General features: G+C 60.7%; 19 protein-coding genes. 11 read left to right on the forward strand and 8 right to left on the reverse strand.

What is annotated here, in order from left to right; genetic code table 11:
• Window positions 1–57: 57 nt before the first annotated feature.
• On the forward strand, window positions 58–897 hold the full coding sequence (gene rsmA, locus ACS3QZ_RS04920; protein ID WP_456036826.1) for a 16S rRNA (adenine(1518)-N(6)/adenine(1519)-N(6))-dimethyltransferase RsmA: 840 nt from the start codon (window positions 58–60) through the stop codon (window positions 895–897).
• A gap of 56 nt (window positions 898–953) precedes the next feature.
• Here the strand turns inward: rsmA and ACS3QZ_RS04925 are convergent, their stop codons facing one another.
• From ACS3QZ_RS04925 to prfA, 3 genes are all read right to left on the reverse strand, one after another.
• The gene (locus tag ACS3QZ_RS04925) at window positions 954–1547 is read right to left on the reverse strand and encodes a DUF4167 domain-containing protein (protein WP_456036827.1); all 594 of its coding nucleotides are present in this window, start codon (window positions 1545–1547) and stop codon (window positions 954–956) included.
• Between the two features lie 216 nt (window positions 1548–1763).
• Window positions 1764–2603, reverse strand: coding sequence for a peptide chain release factor N(5)-glutamine methyltransferase (prmC, locus tag ACS3QZ_RS04930; protein ID WP_456036828.1), 840 nt, complete (start codon window positions 2601–2603; stop codon window positions 1764–1766).
• Window positions 2600–3652 carry a peptide chain release factor 1 gene (gene prfA, locus ACS3QZ_RS04935; RefSeq protein ID WP_456036829.1) on the reverse strand — a complete coding sequence of 351 codons (1053 nt, stop codon included), beginning with the start codon at window positions 3650–3652 and terminating at the stop codon, window positions 2600–2602. Before prfA ends, prmC begins: the two co-directional genes overlap by 4 nt.
• Before the next feature lie 61 nt (window positions 3653–3713).
• On the opposite strand from prfA, the gene ACS3QZ_RS04940 reads away from it, so the two are divergent.
• A complete protein-coding gene (locus tag ACS3QZ_RS04940) occupies window positions 3714–4022 on the forward strand; it encodes a hypothetical protein (RefSeq protein ID WP_456036830.1) in 309 nt (102 codons plus the stop codon).
• Here ACS3QZ_RS04940 and ACS3QZ_RS04945 read toward each other — a convergent pair.
• From ACS3QZ_RS04945 to ACS3QZ_RS04955, 3 genes are all read right to left on the reverse strand, one after another.
• Complete coding sequence (locus ACS3QZ_RS04945) at window positions 3945–4349, reverse strand: DUF1499 domain-containing protein (RefSeq protein WP_456036831.1); 405 nt, start codon at window positions 4347–4349, stop codon at window positions 3945–3947. The genes ACS3QZ_RS04940 and ACS3QZ_RS04945 overlap by 78 nt on opposite strands.
• Window positions 4350–4420: 71 nt before the next feature.
• Entirely contained in the window at window positions 4421–5404 is a 984-nt protein-coding gene (gene speB / locus ACS3QZ_RS04950; protein ID WP_456036832.1) for an agmatinase, read from the reverse strand.
• 128 nt (window positions 5405–5532) lie between these two features.
• The gene (locus ACS3QZ_RS04955; RefSeq protein WP_456036833.1) at window positions 5533–6693 is read right to left on the reverse strand and encodes a M20 aminoacylase family protein; all 1161 of its coding nucleotides are present in this window, start codon (window positions 6691–6693) and stop codon (window positions 5533–5535) included.
• Window positions 6694–6755: 62 nt separating this feature from the next.
• Here ACS3QZ_RS04955 and mazG point away from each other — a divergent pair, with 62 nt between their 5' ends.
• The 5 genes from mazG (at window position 6756) to ACS3QZ_RS04980 (ending at window position 11751) form a co-directional block, all read left to right on the forward strand.
• Window positions 6756–7583: a nucleoside triphosphate pyrophosphohydrolase gene (gene mazG, locus ACS3QZ_RS04960; RefSeq protein ID WP_456036834.1), complete on the forward strand. Its 828-nt coding sequence runs from the start codon at window positions 6756–6758 to the stop codon at window positions 7581–7583.
• 81 nt (window positions 7584–7664) lie between these two features.
• Window positions 7665–8678: a Fe(3+) ABC transporter substrate-binding protein gene (locus ACS3QZ_RS04965; protein ID WP_456036835.1), complete on the forward strand. Its 1014-nt coding sequence runs from the start codon at window positions 7665–7667 to the stop codon at window positions 8676–8678.
• A 207-nt stretch (window positions 8679–8885) separates the two neighbouring features.
• Complete coding sequence (locus ACS3QZ_RS04970; protein ID WP_456036836.1) at window positions 8886–9827, forward strand: nucleoside hydrolase; 942 nt, start codon at window positions 8886–8888, stop codon at window positions 9825–9827.
• Complete coding sequence (locus ACS3QZ_RS04975; RefSeq protein WP_456036837.1) at window positions 9824–10276, forward strand: GNAT family N-acetyltransferase; 453 nt, start codon at window positions 9824–9826, stop codon at window positions 10274–10276. The genes ACS3QZ_RS04970 and ACS3QZ_RS04975 overlap by 4 nt, the downstream gene beginning before the upstream one ends.
• 65 nt (window positions 10277–10341) lie before the next feature.
• Window positions 10342–11751, forward strand: coding sequence for a protein adenylyltransferase SelO (locus ACS3QZ_RS04980; protein WP_456036838.1), 1410 nt, complete (start codon window positions 10342–10344; stop codon window positions 11749–11751).
• Here the strand turns inward: ACS3QZ_RS04980 and ACS3QZ_RS04985 are convergent.
• Window positions 11748–12623: a DMT family transporter gene (locus tag ACS3QZ_RS04985; protein ID WP_456036839.1), complete on the reverse strand. Its 876-nt coding sequence runs from the start codon at window positions 12621–12623 to the stop codon at window positions 11748–11750. The two genes, ACS3QZ_RS04980 and ACS3QZ_RS04985, sit on opposite strands and share 4 nt — an antisense overlap.
• Before the next feature lie 130 nt (window positions 12624–12753).
• On the opposite strand from ACS3QZ_RS04985, the gene ACS3QZ_RS04990 reads away from it, so the two are divergent.
• From ACS3QZ_RS04990 to ACS3QZ_RS05000, 3 genes are read left to right on the forward strand one after another with little or no spacing between them, the layout of a single operon-like run.
• Entirely contained in the window at window positions 12754–13446 is a 693-nt protein-coding gene (locus ACS3QZ_RS04990; protein ID WP_456036840.1) for an endonuclease/exonuclease/phosphatase family protein, read from the forward strand.
• Between the two features lie 55 nt (window positions 13447–13501).
• Window positions 13502–14761 (forward strand): cation:proton antiporter, encoded by a 1260-nt coding sequence (locus ACS3QZ_RS04995; protein WP_456036841.1) that lies wholly within the window; start codon window positions 13502–13504, stop codon window positions 14759–14761.
• Between the two features lie 4 nt (window positions 14762–14765).
• Window positions 14766–15614, forward strand: a complete 849-nt coding sequence (locus ACS3QZ_RS05000) for a PhzF family phenazine biosynthesis protein (RefSeq protein ID WP_456036842.1) — start codon at window positions 14766–14768, stop codon at window positions 15612–15614.
• On the opposite strand, the gene ACS3QZ_RS05005 is transcribed toward ACS3QZ_RS05000, so the two are convergent.
• Window positions 15611–16900, reverse strand: coding sequence for a DEAD/DEAH box helicase (locus tag ACS3QZ_RS05005; protein ID WP_456036843.1), 1290 nt, complete (start codon window positions 16898–16900; stop codon window positions 15611–15613). The genes ACS3QZ_RS05000 and ACS3QZ_RS05005 overlap by 4 nt on opposite strands.
• 363 nt (window positions 16901–17263) lie before the next feature.
• On the opposite strand from ACS3QZ_RS05005, the gene ACS3QZ_RS05010 reads away from it, so the two are divergent.
• Window positions 17264–17674: a Fur family transcriptional regulator gene (locus ACS3QZ_RS05010; protein ID WP_093094468.1), complete on the forward strand. Its 411-nt coding sequence runs from the start codon at window positions 17264–17266 to the stop codon at window positions 17672–17674.
• Window positions 17675–17677: the final 3 nt, after the last annotated feature.

Below are 17677 nucleotides of genomic sequence, written 5' to 3' on the forward strand. Positions count from 1 at the left end.
ATGCTGGCGAACGCTATGCGAAAACCGCCCAACCCAAGCATGCCAGAGGCCCGTTCCATGAGCGCCATCGACTCCCTTCCCCCGCTGCGCGATGTGATCGCAACGCATGGTCTTTCGGCCCGCAAGTCTCTGGGGCAGAACTTCCTTCTTGACCTCAACCTGACCGCCAAGATTGCGCGACAGGCCGGAGATCTGAGCGAGGCGGACGTGCTCGAAATCGGCCCCGGTCCCGGTGGTCTCACGCGCGGGCTTCTGGCCGAAGGCGCACGCCGGGTGCTCGCCATCGAAAAAGACAGCCGCTGCATGCCCGCGCTGGCCGAGATTGCCGACGCCTATCCCGGACGGCTCGAAGTGATCAATGGCGACGCGCTCGAAGTCGACCCGCTAAGCCACCTGACCCCACCCATCCACGTCGCGGCCAACCTGCCCTACAATGTCGGCACCGAGCTTCTGGTGCGTTGGCTCACACCGCCCGAATGGCCCCCCTTCTGGCAAAGCCTGACCCTGATGTTCCAACGCGAAGTAGCCGAGCGCATTGTCGCCCAACCGGGAAGCAAGGCCTATGGCCGTCTCGCCATCCTCGCCCAGTGGCGCGCCGAGGCCCGGATCGTCATGTCCCTTCCTCCCGGTGCCTTCACCCCGCCGCCCAAGGTCAGCTCAGCGGTGGTGCATCTCAAGGCCCTGCCCGAACCCCGCTTTCCGGCCCGGGCACCCACCCTGTCCCGCGTCGTTGCTGCCGCCTTCAATCAGCGCCGCAAGATGCTGCGCGCCGCGCTTAAGGGACAGGCGCCTGACATCGAGGACCGCCTGATTGCCGCCGGGATCAAACCTACCGAGCGCGCCGAACAGGTCAGTCTCGAACAGTTTTGTGCGCTGGCCCGGGAACTTGACGCCTGAAACAAAAAGGCCCGTTCCAACCGGAACGGGCCTTTTTCAAATCATGAGCACCACTCTTATTCGGCGGCATTATCCTCCGGCGCAGCCGCAACCGGCTCCGCCGGAGCATCCTCGGTCTTCTTCTTGCGCGGAGTAGATGTCCGCTTGCGCGTTGTGGTTTTGCGCGGCGCTTTCGGCTTTTCCTCGACCTTGCTCTCGGGTGTTTCCACCAGTTCGGCTTCGGGGGCATCCACCAAGAGGTCAGGCTGATCCGCTTCCGACGGGTCGATCACGTCATCCTGCTGCGGCGCATCCGCGCCGTTGGATTCACGTTCCTGACGCTCCATGCGCTCGCGACGTTCGCGATCCCGCTCTGCCTGGCGTTCCCGGTTCTGGCGGTCCTGTTCCTCGCGGCGGGCCTCCTGCTCGCGCTGCGCTTCATTCAGCATGCGCTGATAGTGCTCGGCATGCTGCTGGAAGTTTTCCGTGGCAACCCGGTCATTGCCCAGCTGCGCGTCCCGCGCCAACTGGTTGTACTTGTCGATGATCTGCTGCGGCGTGCCGCGCACCTTGCCCTCGGGGCCCGAGCTGTCGAACACGCGGTTCACAATGTTGCCCGAGGGGCGGTTACGATTCGACTTGTTCCGCGAACGTGACTTGGAAGATCTCATAATCCTTGCAATCCAGCCTTGGTCAATTGCAGTCGCTAACCCTGTCTTGCACCTCGTGTGCTCAATCTGGTTGCGACAATTTCTGGCTTGGCGTCCCATGGGACCGCCAACAAGGGCATCCACCAAAAGGACACCTTCTGACTAATCGCCCCTGCCACCCGGCACAAGTCCATTTCGTCCTTCTTGGCGCCATATTGCAAAAATATCGCAAGTTCCTCAGCGTTTCCTTGCCGAAACCACGCGATCCCGCCCGTCAAGGTCAGGAAAAACGCGCACATCCCGCCATCCTGCGGCTTTGAAAATTGCCCCAACGTCGCCCCCCTGCCGCCATCCGATCTCTACAAGCACATGTCCACTCGCGTTCAGATGCGCCCCGGCGCGGGCGGCAATCTCCCGATAGGGCATTAGCCCGTCGCCGCCCGGAGTAAGCGCCTCGTGCGGATCGTGGTCATGTACCTCGCGTGACAACTCGGTCATTTCCTGGACCGAGATATAGGGTGGATTCGACAAGATCATGTCAAACATCCCGATCCCGTCCGGCAGCCACTCCCCCGCCTTACGGACACGATAGAATTCAAGACGCTTGCGCACGTCCTGTCCAATGGCGTTCAACTCCGCAATCGCAATCGCAGGCCCACTGACATCTGTTGCCAATGCCGTTGCCTCTGGCCACTCGGCTAAAAGAGAGATCGCGATGATCCCGGTCCCGGTCCCCAGATCGGCAAAGCGCGCCACCGGACCAAGGTCCAGCGCCGCCGCGATCAGGCATTCTGTCTCGGGGCGTGGGTCCAGCGTATCCCGCGTCACCACGAAATCCCGCCCCCAGAATTGCCGGCGCCCGATGATCTTGGAAACAGGCTCTCCCACAACGCGTCGCGCCACCAAAGCCTCAAGCGCATCAGGGTCGGCCAGGACCATATCCGCTTCCAACGTTACCATGCTCGGCTTGATCCCGGCTGCCTCGGCCACCAGCGCCCGCGCATCGCGTGCCGCGCCCTCGATCCCAGCCGCCTTCAGCCGGGCGATACTGGCCGCCAGCGCCTCGCGCAGGGTCACCCGTCTATCTCCGCCAGCGCAGTTGCCTGCGCATCCGCCGTCAGCGCGTCGATGATCTCGTCCAGATCACCCTGCATCACCTGATCCAGCTTGTAGAGCGTCAGGTTGATTCGGTGATCCGTCATCCTTCCCTGTGGAAAGTTATAGGTCCGTATCCGTTCGGAACGGTCACCCGATCCGACCTGTCCCGCGCGATCGGCGGCGCGTTCGCTGTCGATCCGTTGCCGCTCAAGATCATAAAGCCGTGTTTTGAGTACCTGCATCGCGATCTCGCGGTTGCGGTGCTGAGATTTCTCCGAGCTGGTCACGACAATCCCTGTCGGCAAATGCGTGATCCGTACCGCCGAATCCGTGGTGTTCACGTGCTGGCCACCCGCGCCCGAAGATCGCATCGTATCAATCCGCAGATCATTGGCATCAATCTGGATGTCCACATCCTCGGCCTCGGGCAGCACCGCCACCGTCGCCGCCGACGTGTGAATCCGCCCCCCACTTTCTGTGGTCGGCACACGCTGGACCCGGTGCACACCGGATTCGTACTTCATGCGGGCAAAGACATTTTCACCCTTGATGTGGGCCACCACTTCCTTGATCCCGCCCAGCTCGGTCTGTTGCTCTTCGAGGATTTCAAGCTTCCAACCCCTCGCCTCGGCATAGCGTTGATACATGCGTAGCAGATCGCCGGCGAACAATGCCGCTTCGTCCCCGCCCGTACCGGGACGGATTTCAAGGATCGCGGGCCGCGCATCCGCCGCGTCCTTGGGCAACAACGCCAGCTGCAACGCATGTTCCGCGTCCGGCACCGCCGCGCGCAGCTCGGGAAGTTCCTCTTCGGCCAGTTCCTTCATATCCGGATCGGCCAACATCTCTTCGGCCTCTTCGATATCGCTCAGCAAACGGCGATAGGCAGCGATCTGTTGGACCACCGGCTTCAGCTCGGAATACTCTTTGGCCAGCGCCGCGATATCGGCGCTGCCCCCCTCGGCCATCTGCGCCTCGAGAAACTCGAAACGCTGGGTGATCTGTTCAAGACGCTCTATTGGAACCATGCGGTTAAGTGGGACAATCCGCGGACTTGGTCAAGGGCCGTTGAGGGTGTATCATCGGTGCATGAACAAGCTTCTTGCAGCACTCTGCCTTGTCGCCACCCCGGCCTTGTCGGACGGGTTCATGAATGGTGTGCCGATCGATTGCTATTGTACCGATTCCAAGGGGCAACGGGTCGAGATCGGGGATACCATCTGCCTTCAGGTCGACGGGCGCATGTTCATGGCGCAATGCCAGATGTCGCTGAACGTCCCGATCTGGCGCGAGATTGCGCCCGGTTGCGTCAGTTCCGATCTAAAAGGCGGTCAAAGCCTCGATCCAACGGTCAACCCGCGCGGCATTGACCCCCATGTCACGCCGCCCAAAGCGTGACCGCGCGAGGATTTTTAGATCCTCACCATCCTGAAACACCGTCGTGTAATCGGGAAAGCCCACGGTGCGGGTGCGCGTGACAAAGGTCATCATCCCCTCTTCCACCGATCCGGCCAGAACATGAGTGCGCGGATCGCCCTCGGCCACCGCAGCGAGACGTCGCAACCCGTCCTTGCCAATGGTCACGATCCGGGTCGCCCCGTTGCGGAATGTCTTGTCCCCGACAACTTCAGGAACCCTGTGCCAGCGGGCCGGGTCACTCGGGGCCAGCCGCACATAGGCAAACAGGGCCACGAAAAGCCCCAGAACAATCCAGACAATCCACATGGCGCGCAAACCTCGTTTTCCCTTCAATCTATGCGCGCAGACTGCACGGGAACCGGGCGCGGGATCAAGCCTTACACGGCGTTAGGTTTGCGGTTCTTGCGCCGTGTCCAGCCCCACAAACAGATCATCTCGGTCGCAACATGCGCCCCGGCAATCGCCGTTGCACCCGTCGTGTCATATGGCGGGGACACCTCGACAATGTCGCCTCCCACAAGATTGATCCCGGCGATATCCCGCAAGATGATGCTCGCCTGACCACTGGTCAGCCCGCCCCAGACCGGAGTGCCGGTGCCGGGCGCAAAGGCCGGATCCAACCCGTCAATGTCAAAGCTGAGATAGGTCGGGTTGTCGCCCAGGATCGACTTGATCTTCTTGGCCACGGCGACCGGACCGGTCTCGTGCACTTCACGCGCGTCAATGATGTTGATCCCCAGCGTGTCCGGGTTCTGGGTGCGAATGCCCACCTGCACCGACCGCTTCGGGTCGATCAGCCCAAGCTTCACCGCCTTGTAGAACATGGTGCCATGGTCAATGCGATCCATGTCATCGTCCTGCCAGGTGTCCGTGTGGGCATCGAACTGCAAAAGGCTCAGCGGTCCGTATTTCTCGGCATAGGCTTTCAGGATCGGAAAGCTGATATAGTGATCCCCCCCAAGTGTGATGCTGGCCGCGCCGCCCTCGAGAATGCCTCGGATATGGTTGGTGAGCGTTTCGGGAAAATCGCTGACCCGCGCATAGTCAAAGGCGAGGTCGCCATAGTCCACGATCAGCAGTTCCTCCAATGCATCGTAATCCCAGCCATAGGGCGGATCGAATGCCTGCAGGGCGCTGGCCTCTCGAATGGCGCGCGGCCCAAGGCGGGTACCGGGGCGGTTGGTCACGGAATGATCAAACGGCACCCCGGTTACCGCGATATCCACGCCCTCAAGGTCCTTCGTATACTTGCGGCGCAGGAACGAGTTTGCCCCGCCAAACGTATTCTCAAAGCTTGCCCCCCGAAGGTTTTCCCGTGTGAACGCCGTGTCCACCTGGTGCTTTGCATCCTCCAACGCCATGACTTGCGCTCCCCGTCAAATAATTTGATCAAATTATTCATATACGGGAAATGAGGTCAAGCCCCTTCATTTTCAGAACGGCGAATACGCAAGCAGGCGGGGCCCACTCGCCCCGCCGCAGGCTTCCGTCAGACGGGCTGTGCCGTCTCGACCAGTCGCACGAAGAACGACGCCCCTACCGGCGCCACTTCGTCGTTGAAATCGTATTTCGGGTGGTGCAGCCCGGCCCCCTCGCCCGTCCCAAGGAAAAGATAAGCCCCGGGGCGCGCCTCAAGCATGTAGGAAAAATCCTCGGCGCCCATTTCCATCTGTGCGTCCGCGTCCACCGCGTCCTCGCCCGAAATCTCGCGCGCCACGCCGACGGCAAAGGCACTTTTCTCAGGATCATTGACCGTCGCGGGGTATCCGATCTCGATCTCGGTCCGCGCCTCCACGCCATAAGCGGCAGCGGTTCCGTCCACGACTTCGCGCAGCCGGCGGTGCACCATCTCCTGCACCCCCTTGTCGAACGTGCGGATCGTGCCATTGAGATAGGCCGTATCCGGGATCACGTTGTTGACAGTTCCGGCGTGGATCTGCGTCACGGAAACAACCACTTCCTGACGCGTATCGTGGTTGCGGCTGACGATGGTCTGGATCGCGTTGACCATGGCCACCGCCGCCACCACCGGATCAACCGTATCCTGCGGAAACGCCCCGTGCCCACCATGGCCCTGAATGAACACCTCGAACGTATCCACCGCCGCCATCACCGGCCCCGGCGTTGACAGGAAATACCCGGCCTCGACGCCCGGAATATTGTGGATTCCATAGACCTCGCCAATGTCGAACCGATCCATGATCCCTTCCTGCACCATGACGTCGGCCCCGCCACCTTCTTCCTCGGCAGGTTGGAAAATCAACGCCACACGCCCCGAGAACTTGCGCGTTTCCGCAAGGTAGCGCGCCGCCCCCAAAAGCATCGTCGTGTGTCCGTCATGCCCGCAGGCATGCATCATCCCGGGCACCGTGCTTGCGTGTTCAAGCCCGGTTGTCTCGTCCATCGGCAAGGCGTCCATATCCGCACGCAAGCCAATCGTCGGCCCCTCGCCCTGCCCGTTGATGATGGCCACGACCCCGCTGGTGGCGATCCCCTCGTGAATCTCATCCACTCCGAATTCGCGCAGGCGCTCGACCACAAAGGCCGCCGTCTTGTGGCACTCGAACATCAATTCCGGATGCTGGTGCAGATACCTGCGCCAGGTCTTCATATCTTCCGCATAATCTGCAATCCGGTTAACAACAGGCATGGTTGGACTCCCCTCGCAACATTCCCATCCATGCACCAGAAACCAAAAAGGAGCGCGCTGCAATGGCCGAAAATCCGCTGATCCTTGATCCCCACGGGGGCATGCCCCGCCTCTTGGAAATCATGCGCCGCCTGCGTGATCCCGCGAATGGCTGTCCATGGGACATCGATCAGGATTTCTCGACCATTGCGCCCTACACGATCGAAGAAGCCTATGAAGTGGCCGACGCGATCGAGCGTGAAGCATGGGATGAACTCAAGGGCGAGCTGGGCGATCTTCTTTTCCAATCGGTCTTTCACGCGCAGATGGCCGCCGAAAAGGGGCTCTTCACCTTTGACGAAGTGGCCGACACCATGTCCGACAAAATGGTCGCCCGCCATCCACATGTTTTTGGCGACGAATCGCGCGATAAGTCGGCCGAGCAACAAACCCAAGATTGGGAAACCATCAAGGCCGCCGAACGCGCAGGCAAGGCCCAAAAAGGCACCCTTGATGGGGTCGCCGTCGGTCTGCCCGCTCTGCTGCGGGCCTTGAAATTGCAAAAACGCGCCGCGCGCGTCGGCTTTGACTGGCCCGACGCCTCGCACGTTCTCGACAAGATCACCGAAGAAGCGCACGAGCTTGCCGAGGCCCGCGACAGCCTGTCTCAGGACGAGATCGAAGACGAATTTGGCGACCTTCTTTTTGTCATGGCCAACCTGGCCCGCCACATGAATGTCGATCCCGAAGCCGCGCTGCGCCGTACGAACCAGAAATTTATCCGGCGTTTCGAAGCAGTTGAAGCCCACCTCGCCGCGCGCGGAAAACGCCCCGAGGACTCGACACTCGAAGAAATGGACGCGCTCTGGAATCAGGTCAAGGCCGAGGAGAAAGTAGACTCAAATTCCTGAATGTTTTATTCAGGTATTGACCCAAGTAAAAAAGTCGGATTTATGTCGCTGCAATTGATTTGCAACTACAAGAGACCAGCAATGCTCGACTCGATCAAAACAACCGTCCTCGCCGCCGCAACCCTTGCCGTGGCCACCCCTGCCCTCGCCGACGAGGTCAACATCTATTCCTACCGTCAGCCCGAACTGATCAAGCCGCTGACCGATGCCTTTACAGCTGAAACCGGTATCCGCGTGAACGTCGCCTATCTCGCCAAGGGCATGATCGAACGCCTGCAGGCCGAAGGTAAACGCTCGCCCGCCGATGTGGTTCTTACAGTCGACATCTCGCGCCTATCCGGCATCGTCGAAGCTGGTCTGACCCAGCCCGTCGACAGCGCCACCCTCAAGGCCAATGTCCCGGCGCAGTACCAGGATCCCGAAGGCCACTGGTACGGCCTGACCACCCGCGCCCGTATCGTCTATGCCTCCAAGGATCGCGTCGCGGACGGTGAAATCACCACCTACGAAGACCTCGCTGATCCCAAATGGAAAGGCCGTATCTGCACCCGCTCGGGCACCCACGCCTATAATATCGCCCTCACTTCGGCCGTGATCGAGCACCACGGCGAAGAAGGCGCCAAAGCATGGCTCGACGGCATCAAGTCGAACCTCGCCCGCAAACCGCAGGGCAACGACCGGGCACAGGTCAAGGCGATCTGGGCCGGGGAATGCGACGTCGCAATCGGCAACACCTATTACATGGGCAAGATGTTGGCGGACGAAGAACAGAAAGAATGGGCCGAGAGCGTAAACGTCGTGTTCCCGACCTTCGAAGGCAATGGGACACACGTGAACATCTCGGGCGTGGCGATGACCAAATCTGCCCCCAACAAGGAAAACGCCCTGAAGCTGATGGAATTCCTGACCTCGCCTGCAGCACAGGAAATCTATGCGAAGGCCAACTTCGAATACCCGATCGCACCGGGCACCAAGCCTGATCCGCTGGTCGAAAGCTGGGGGGCGTTCACCGCCGATAACACCAACCTGATGACGCTGGCCGGCCACCGCGCAACCGCGCTCAAGATCACCGAAGAAGTCGATTTCGACGGCTGATCACGACCTGCTCATGCAAGACACGACGGGCGGTCCTCTCGGGGGCTGCCCTTTTTCGTCAGTGCGCCGAAGTCCGATGTCAATACCGACGCAATACCGACGTTATACCGACGTGAAACCGAACGCGGATTTCCGCCCTCAAACGGCGCAGCGCTTGCCATTGCGCGCAACCATTGACACTGTGCCCCCACATCACGAGGGACCCACATGAGCGCGCGTAAAATCATTATCGACACCGATCCGGGACAGGACGACGCCGTCGCAATCCTGCTGGCCTTGGCCAGCCCCGAGGACATCGACGTACTTGGAATAACTGCTGTCGCAGGCAACGTTCCACTTGCACTTACAAGCAAAAATGCCCGCATTGTCTGTGAGTTGGTTGGCAAAGCTGATGTAAAGGTCTTTGCCGGGTGCGACCGCCCTCTCGGACGAGACCTTGTCACTGCCGAACATGTGCATGGCAAGACCGGGCTCGACGGCCCTAACCTGCCCGACCCGACTATGCCCTTGCAGGAACAGCACGCGGTCGATTTCATCGTCGACACGCTGCGCAGCCATGCGGCTGGCACCGTCACGCTCTGTCCGCTTGGCCCCTTGACAAACATCGCAATGGCTTTTGAAAAGGCCCCGGATATTATTGAAAAGGTTCAGGAAATTGTTCTGATGGGTGGTGCCTATTTTGAGGTGGGCAACATCACCCCGGCGGCTGAATTCAACATCTATGTCGATCCTCAGGCTGCCAATATTGTGTTCCGTTCCGGCGCGCCCATCGTCGTCATGCCGCTGGATGTCACGCACAAGGCCCTCGTGACCAAACCCCGCAACGATGCGTTCCGCGCATTGGGCACCAAGGTTGGCGTTGCCGTCGCGCAAATGACTGATTTCTTTGAGCGTTTTGACAAGGAGAAATACGGCTCAGAGGGCGCCCCGCTGCATGACCCCTGCGTCACCGCCTACCTGATCCGACCCGACCTGTTCACTGGCCGCCACATCAACGTGGAAATCGAAACCCATTCGGAACTCACCATGGGCATGACTGTCGCGGACTGGTGGGGCGTCACCGATCGCCCCCCCAACGCCACGTTCATGGGCAATATTGACGCGGATGGCTTCTTTTCCCTTCTGACAGAAAGGCTTGCCCGCCTATGAGCACCGCCTTGCACCTTGCCGGACCCGACGATTTTGCCGTACTGGACCGGTTGGTAGCGGCCTTCCACGGCGAAATGGACATCAAACAGGACGACGCCACGCGTACAGCCGCCCTGCGCCCTCTCCTCGAAGGCTCACCCTACGGTGTCGCCTATCTCCTCGGCCCCGCCCGCGCGCCTATCGGCTATGTCATTGTCACCTTTGGTTGGTCGGTTGAGTTCGGCGGGCTGGACGCCATTATCGACGAGATTTTCATCCGTCCGGCCATCCGAGGGCGCGGCGTGGGAAGCGACGTGTTGATTGCCCTACCCAAGGCATTGGCCGACGCCGGAATCCGAGCCTTTCACCTTGAAGTTGACCGCGATGACACCACCGCCCAAAAGCTGTACCTGCGCGCCGGATTCCGGGCCCGCGAACGCTTCATGCTGATGTCGCGCCGCATGGTATGACGCGCGCTTGACACAATGTTAACCCGGCTCTGGTAATCCTGCATGCAAGGGTTATCTTTTGCGGTATGGATCTTCGTATTCCCTTCGACAACAGCTACGCCCGCCTGCCTGAACGGCTTTTCGCGCGGCAAGAGCCCACGCCCGTCCGTGCACCGCGCCTTGTCGCCTTCAACCACGCGCTTGCCGGCCAGCTTGGCCTGACCGGGATCGACGATGACACCACACTCGCAGCGGTGTTTTCCGGCTCCCGTCTGCCCAATGGTGCCGAGCCTTTGGCGCAGCTTTATGCCGGGCATCAATTCGGCCACTGGAACCCGCAGCTGGGTGACGGGCGCGCCGTACTGTTGGGCGAGGTCAACGGGCTGGATCTCCAGCTCAAGGGCTCTGGCCGGACCCCATTTTCGCGGCGCGGCGATGGACGCGCGTGGCTTGGGCCAGTGTTGCGCGAATACGTAGTCTCCGAGGCCATGTTCGCCCTTGGTATCCCCACGACCCGTGCTCTTGCCGCCGTCGAGACCGGTGAAGACATCATGCGAGACGGTCTGCAGCCCGGCGCAGTGCTTACCCGCGTTGCGGCCTCTCATATCCGGGTGGGCACCTTTCAGGCGCTCGCCGCCAGACAGGACATCGCTGGATTGAGGGCGCTTTTTGAACATGCGGTAGAGCGCCATTATCCCGACGTGGACACACCGACGGAATTCCTTGATTCTGTAATAAAAAAGCAGGCTGAACTCATCGCGGCGTGGATGTCTGTCGGCTTTATTCATGGCGTGATGAACACCGATAACTGCGCGGTTTCCGGTGAAACCATCGACTATGGCCCCTGCGCCTTCATGGATGCCTACCACCCGATGACCGTGTTTTCCTCGATCGACAGGCAGGGGCGCTATGCCTACGGCAATCAGCCCGACATCATCGTCTGGAACCTTGCCCAGCTGGCCACCGCACTTGTTCCACTCATGCCCGACGCAGAGCAGGCGGTTGCCGAATTCACCAACTCGGTCCACGCAATGCCTGGCCTTCTGAACGCCGCCTGGCAACGACGCTTTGGCGCGAAAATCGGCCTCACCGCGGTGACGGAAGGCGACACAGCTTTAATCACCGAATTGCTGTCGCTGATGGCCGCGCAAGGCGCCGATTTCACCAATAGTTTCAGAGCTTTGAGTAGCGGGTCGGCGCGAGATCAGTTCACCGATCGCGACGCTTTTGATGCTTGGAACAAACGTTGGCGGACCCGATTGGAGAGCGAAACACAGGACCCGGTTGCCGCTATGAATGCGGCCAACCCGGCGCTGATCCCGCGCAATCACCGTATCGAGGAAATGATTGCCGCCGCAGTCAACGGAGACTACCGCCCCTTCGACCGCCTGATGCGTGCCCTGTCGACTCCCTTTGCCGATCCCGGAGACGCCGCCGACCTGACTCGCCCGCCCAGCGAAAACGAACGCGTGCACGCCACCTTCTGTGGCACTTAGCGGCGGTTTATCAACACCAACCCCGCCGCTACCAGACCCAGCGCCAGCCAGATCGCCGGGCCGATCGTCTCCCCAAGCAGCCACCAACCAAGGATAACGCTCAACACTGGCGACAGGAAGCTGAACGACGCCACCGACGCGGCGGGATAGATCGTCAGCAAGACGAACCAGGCCAGGAAACCCAGAGAGGCAATGGCGACAATTTGGAACACCATGCCCGCCCAGTGGATCAGCTCCGGGTCTCTGAACGTGGCTCCGAAAACGGGCGCCAGCGGCAGGAGGATCAACGCCGAGACCACAAGCTGATACATCAGTTGTGTTTCCGGCCTTGTCTCGGAAAGCGCGGTCAACCGGACCGTCAGCGGAATCCCCGCCCAGAAAATCGCACCACACAACGCCAGGACATCCCCCAACGGGCGCGCCTCTCCGCCCGCACGATCCGACAAGGCAACCACGACGCCCGCCATCGCGAGCGCCAACCCCATGAGTCGGCTCCGGTTGAGACGTTCGCCCGGTAGAAACACATGTGATGCTAGCGCGAGCCAGACCGGCATGGAATAGAAGATAATACTCACGCGAGCGACATCCGTAAGATCAAGAGCGCTGAATAGCGCCATGAACTCAAACGAAAATAATGCTCCAACAAGGAGACCGGGGACCCACATGCGCCGCGACAGGTCCATCCGTTGACCACGTAGCGCCATCCAGATCGCGACCACGCCGATCGCAAAGAACGAGCGCATCCCGACGGCAAAGACCGGACCAAAACCGCCCACCGTGACCTTGATTACCACCTGGTTGAACGCCAGCAACAGCGCAAAAAGCGTCAGCCAGATCGCGCCAGTTCCATCCATATGTTCTTTGCGTGCCATTCCTGCACTCGGCGCTGTTGGCGCCTGAAAGTCAAGCGACCCAGGCCACAAATGCCGCAGCGGCCAAAAACCTGCTGGTCGCCGACCCTGCGCCGCCTTACATGCTAGGGACAGACAACGAAGACCCGCCATGACACCGCTCCGCCTCGCCAGCTACAATCTTCAGAAATGCGTCGGCCTCGATATGCAAAGGCGACCCGACCGTTCCCTGCTGGTCATCCGCGCTCTGCGTGCGGATGTGGTTGTATTGCAGGAAGCCGACAAGCGCCTGCCGCCGCGTCCCACCGCGCTCCCTTTCGATCTCATTGAAACCCACGGATTCGATATCGTCGATTTCGGACAACCCGGCGGGTCACTTGGCTGGCACGGCAACGCCATGCTTGTGCGCAACGGTGCGACGATCATCGAAACCGACGCGCTCGACCTGCCCGGTCTCGAGCCGCGCGGCGCCATCCGGGCGGATCTTGACACGACGATTGGCCCGTTGCGGGTGATCGGGGTGCATCTCGGCCTGTTGCGCCGCTATCGCCTGATGCAGCTTTCTGCGATTACCCGCCACCTGCGCAGGCTCGCGCCGATGCCGACCATTCTTGCCGGCGATTTCAACGAATGGGGCAGCAAGCGCGCGCTGGACGTGGCGACGCCGGGCCTTGATTTCGTGGAACCGGGCCATTCCTTTCCAGCCGCGCGCCCAATTGCCGGGCTGGATGGGTTTGCGCTCGACAAGACCCTCACACCCGTAAACAAGGCGGTCCACAACCGCCGTCCGGCCCGTGTCGCGTCTGATCATCTGCCGGTTTGGATCGAGGTCACACGCGCCTAGCCAGCGCCCCAATCCCCATGCTACGCAAGTGCAATCACCAAAAGGAAATTTGCGCGTGCATTTTTTACAGATTACGTCTCTTCTCATTGTTCTTGCGGGCGTTTTTGGCGCCATAAACTACCTTTTCCTGAAGCTTCCCTCCGCCATTGGCATTCTTGTTGTTGCGCTCTTCGCCTCGTTCGGCGTGCTTGGTATCGATCTCATCTGGCCGCAACTCGAAATCGCCGACACGGCCCGTCATCTGGTCGTTGGGATCGACTTTTCCGATGCACTGCTCGAAGGCATGTTGGGCCTCCTGCTTTTTGCCGGGGCTTTGCATGTGAAGCTTGCCGATCTGCGCGCCCAATGGATTCCGGTTGCGCTCATGGCGACCCTTGGCGTGGGTCTCTCGACCGCCATCGTCGGCTTCGGTTTCAGCTGGATCACCGGTATGCCACTTATCGTGGCGCTGGTCTTTGGTGCGCTGATTTCCCCGACCGACCCTGTGGCTGTTCTGGGGGTACTACGCGAGGCCAAGCTGCAAAAATCTCTGGAAACCAAGATCGCCGGCGAAAGCCTGTTCAATGACGGAGTGGGATACGTGGTGTTTCTCGTGATCTCGGGCATTGCCTTTGCCAGCGGCGGGCACGGAGCGGATCACGGCTCATCCGAGTTGGACGACGCGGCTTTTCTGTTCGTGCAAGAGGCATTTGGCGGCGCGGTACTTGGCATCGTTCTGGGATGGCTCACGTTCCGCGTGATGCGTTTGATCGACGATTATTCGCTCGAGGTTCTGCTGACGCTCGGACTGGCTTTTGGCGGCTATGAACTTGCCGTCTGGCTGCATGTCTCGGCCCCGATCATGGCGGTCTGCGCCGGGTTGCTGATCGGGGATATCGGCACCAAGCATGGTATGAGCGCCCAGACCCGCGAATACGTGGATGCCTTCTGGAAACTGATCGACGAGATTCTGAACGCCGTTCTGTTCCTCTTGATCGGATTCGAAGTCTTTGCCGTCGCCTTTGACATTCAGTTCCTGCTGGCCGGTGTTATGGCCATTGGACTCGCGCTTGTCGCGCGCCTTGCCGCCGTTGCCGTGCCGGTTCTGATCCTCGAACCGTTCCGCAGCTTCAGTCGCGGCGTCGTTCCGATCATGACCTGGGGCGGGCTCAAGGGCGGCATTTCCGTTGCGCTGGCTCTTTCCCTACCCGACAATGATTGGAAACCGCTGATCCTGACCAGCACCTATATCGTCGTTGTCTTCTCAATCATCGTTCAGGGTCTGACCGTGGCGCCGCTGGCGAACCGGGTCGGACGCGAACCCGATCTGGTATGAATCCATGACCGCCTATTTTGTCTATGATGTCTTTTCGGAAAAAGCCTTTGGTGGAAACCAGCTGGCCGTTATTCCTGATGCGGCGGACCTTCCACAGGAAGACCTCCAGCGCATTGCGCGCGAGTTCAACTACTCGGAAACGACCTTCGTCTATCCCGCCCGGGAACCGAGCCATACCGCCCACGTGCGCATCTTCACGCCGACGATGGAAGTTCCTTTTGCGGGCCATCCGCTGATCGGAACAGCCGTCGCGCTGTCCGATGAAGGCGCCGGACCGGACATGGTTCTGGAACTGGGGATCGGCCCGATCACTTGCAGGGTCGAAGTCGGAGCCGCCCGTTTTACCACATCTGCAACTCTCGAAATCACCGCAGAGCCCGATCCTGATCTGGTGGCGGCGGCGCTTGGCACCAGTCCTGCGAACATCTCCTTCGAAAACCACGCGCCTGTCATGGCCTCACTTGGGCTGGCCTTCACGATCACCGAACTGAAATGCCGGGATGTGCTGGCGAACCTGCTGCCCGACATCGGGGCCTTTCGCAAAGGTAACGCGGCCTACCCCTCGGGTCTGGACTTCGCTCAGTTTGCTTATGTGCGGGACGGAAACGTGATCCACGCGCGCATGTTTGCACCGCTTGACAACATCCCAGAGGATCCGGCCACGGGCAGCGCCTGTGCGACCCTCGGCGCGCTTCTGCGCCGGATCGAAGGGCGTGACCAGAAATTGACCATCCACCAAGGGGACGACATGGGCCGACCCAGCCGGATCGGTCTGGAAACGCAGGGCGATGCCGTCACCATTTCGGGCACCGCGCTGCGCGTCATGCAGGGTCAATTGACCTATCGGACTTAGGCCGCCTTGGGCGCGCCCTTGCCGCGTGCAGGACGCCGACGGCGGCGACGCTGCCCGTTGCCAGCCGGTTTACCCGGCTGAGCTGCTGTGCCACCGCGCGGGCCGTTGCCCCCCCGGCGGCGGTTTCCACCCTTCTTGGCCGGTGCTTCAAGCCCTTCCCACGCACGGCCCGACGCCACCGGGATGTCCAGCTTCATGACTTTCTGGATCGCCTTCAGCTCTTCAACTTCATCCGGGGCACAGAACGCCACCGCCGCCCCGTCCATCCCAGCGCGCGCGGTGCGGCCAATCCGGTGCACGTAGTTCTCGGGCACATTGGGCAGGTCAAAGTTGTAGACATGGCGCACCTGCGGAATGTCCAGCCCACGCGCCGCTACATCCGTGGCCACGAGGACAAGGGTTTCGCCATCGCGGAACCCCTTGAGCGCGCGCTCACGCTGACCCTGGCTCTTGTTGCCGTGTACCGACGCCGCCGCATATCCGGCCTTGACCAGAGCTTTCATAAGCCGTTCCGACCCGTGTTTGGTGCGCGCAAACACGATGGCCGCTTCGTCGCGATGCGCGTCCAGCAATTCGATCAGCAAAGCGGTCTTTTCGGTCTTTGCAATGAAATGCACTTCCTGCGTGATCTTGTCCGCTGCCTTGCCCGGAGGCGACACCTGTACCCGCACCGGGTTCTTCAGGTAGGCCGCGGCAATCTCCGACATCTGTTTCGGCATCGTAGCGGAAAACAGCATGGTCTGGCGCTCGCTCGGCAACCAGGCTGCGATCTTGCGCAGGGCGTGCACGAACCCGAGGTCCAGCATCTGGTCAGCTTCGTCCAACACAAGGAAATCGGTCCGATCGAGATCCAGCGCATTGCGCTCCATCAGGTCGATCAGGCGCCCCGGTGTTGCAACGAGAATGTCCGTACCACGCTCCAAACGTTTGATCTGCGGGTTGATGCCGACACCCCCGACAACCAGCCCCACCTTGAATGGCGTGCCCTCGACCTGCTGGCGCAGGCTGTCACAGATCTGGTTGGCAAGTTCACGTGTCGGCGCCAGAACCAGCCCACGCACGGTGCGCCTTTCGGGCTTCTGGCCATAGCTTTTCATCCGCGCAATCAGAGGCAGGCCAAAAGCCAGCGTCTTGCCAGTACCGGTCTGGGCAAGCCCCATCACGTCCTGTCCGTCCAACGCATGCGGAATCGCACGTTCCTGGATCGGGGTCGGTGTGGTCAATCCGGTTTCAGTCAGACGGGCCACCATCTGTTCAGGCAAGCCCAGTTCAGAAAAAGTCGTCAAAATACAGTCTTTCCGGCCCCCTTGCGTTACCCGCAGGGACCCTTGATTTCGCCACGCATCCCGCGCAGCCTTGGTGTGGTCGGCCGTGAATCCCAACTCTCTGCCTGATGCAGATGAGCCGATCCAGACCCTGGCCCCACGCGTGATTTTGGGATCAAATCACTGTCTCATGTTGGGCCATGACTTCGGTCAATGCGGCCCTGCTGCTCACGCGGCAGAAGACAGTTGGGGTCACATGGGGCTTTGCGAGGCGCCTGTCAAGGGCGTTCTCCTGTGGATAACCCTCAGAAAAGCGGTGGTCACAGCCAGTCGCATTGGATAGAGAAGTAAGTCAGACACGGGAACCGAACGACCGCGATGGGCATGACCGACACGATTTTGGAACGCTGCGAGGCCAAGGGGCTGCGCATGACCGAACAACGCCGCACCATTGCGGGCGTTCTGCAGGAAAGCCGCGATCACCCGGACGTGGAAGAGCTTTATGCCCGTGCCTCGTCCCGCGATTCAGGGATTTCCCTTGCCACGGTCTACCGGACGGTAAAACTATTCGAAGAGGCCGGCATACTCGACAAACTCGAATTCGGCGATGGCCGCGCCCGCTACGAAGATGCCGAGCGTGAGCACCACGACCACCTGATCGACATCAACTCGGGCGAGGTGATCGAATTTGTCGACCCCGAGATCGAAGCCCTTCAGGAAAAGATCGCCGAAAAGCTCGGCTACCGCCTCAAGGGGCACAAACTCGAACTCTACGGCGTACCGATCCGCAAATAACGG

The sequence above is a fragment of the Shimia sp. W99 genome (assembly GCF_053851455.3).

Coding starts and splice junctions, on each gene's coding strand:
- rsmA (WP_456036826.1), top strand. CDS start 58: ATGAGCGCCATCGACTCCCTTCCCCCGCTGCGCGATGTGATCGCAACG.
- ACS3QZ_RS04925 (WP_456036827.1), bottom strand. CDS start 1,547: ATGAGATCTTCCAAGTCACGTTCGCGGAACAAGTCGAATCGTAACCGC.
- prfA (WP_456036829.1), bottom strand. CDS start 3,652: ATGGTTCCAATAGAGCGTCTTGAACAGATCACCCAGCGTTTCGAGTTT.
- ACS3QZ_RS04940 (WP_456036830.1), top strand. CDS start 3,714: ATGAACAAGCTTCTTGCAGCACTCTGCCTTGTCGCCACCCCGGCCTTG.
- ACS3QZ_RS04945 (WP_456036831.1), bottom strand. CDS start 4,349: ATGTGGATTGTCTGGATTGTTCTGGGGCTTTTCGTGGCCCTGTTTGCC.
- speB (WP_456036832.1), bottom strand. CDS start 5,404: ATGGCGTTGGAGGATGCAAAGCACCAGGTGGACACGGCGTTCACACGG.
- ACS3QZ_RS04955 (WP_456036833.1), bottom strand. CDS start 6,693: ATGCCTGTTGTTAACCGGATTGCAGATTATGCGGAAGATATGAAGACC.
- mazG (WP_456036834.1), top strand. CDS start 6,756: ATGGCCGAAAATCCGCTGATCCTTGATCCCCACGGGGGCATGCCCCGC.
- ACS3QZ_RS04965 (WP_456036835.1), top strand. CDS start 7,665: ATGCTCGACTCGATCAAAACAACCGTCCTCGCCGCCGCAACCCTTGCC.
- ACS3QZ_RS04970 (WP_456036836.1), top strand. CDS start 8,886: ATGAGCGCGCGTAAAATCATTATCGACACCGATCCGGGACAGGACGAC.
- ACS3QZ_RS04975 (WP_456036837.1), top strand. CDS start 9,824: ATGAGCACCGCCTTGCACCTTGCCGGACCCGACGATTTTGCCGTACTG.
- ACS3QZ_RS04980 (WP_456036838.1), top strand. CDS start 10,342: ATGGATCTTCGTATTCCCTTCGACAACAGCTACGCCCGCCTGCCTGAA.
- ACS3QZ_RS04985 (WP_456036839.1), bottom strand. CDS start 12,623: ATGGCACGCAAAGAACATATGGATGGAACTGGCGCGATCTGGCTGACG.
- ACS3QZ_RS04990 (WP_456036840.1), top strand. CDS start 12,754: ATGACACCGCTCCGCCTCGCCAGCTACAATCTTCAGAAATGCGTCGGC.
- ACS3QZ_RS05000 (WP_456036842.1), top strand. CDS start 14,766: ATGACCGCCTATTTTGTCTATGATGTCTTTTCGGAAAAAGCCTTTGGT.
- ACS3QZ_RS05010 (WP_093094468.1), top strand. CDS start 17,264: ATGACCGACACGATTTTGGAACGCTGCGAGGCCAAGGGGCTGCGCATG.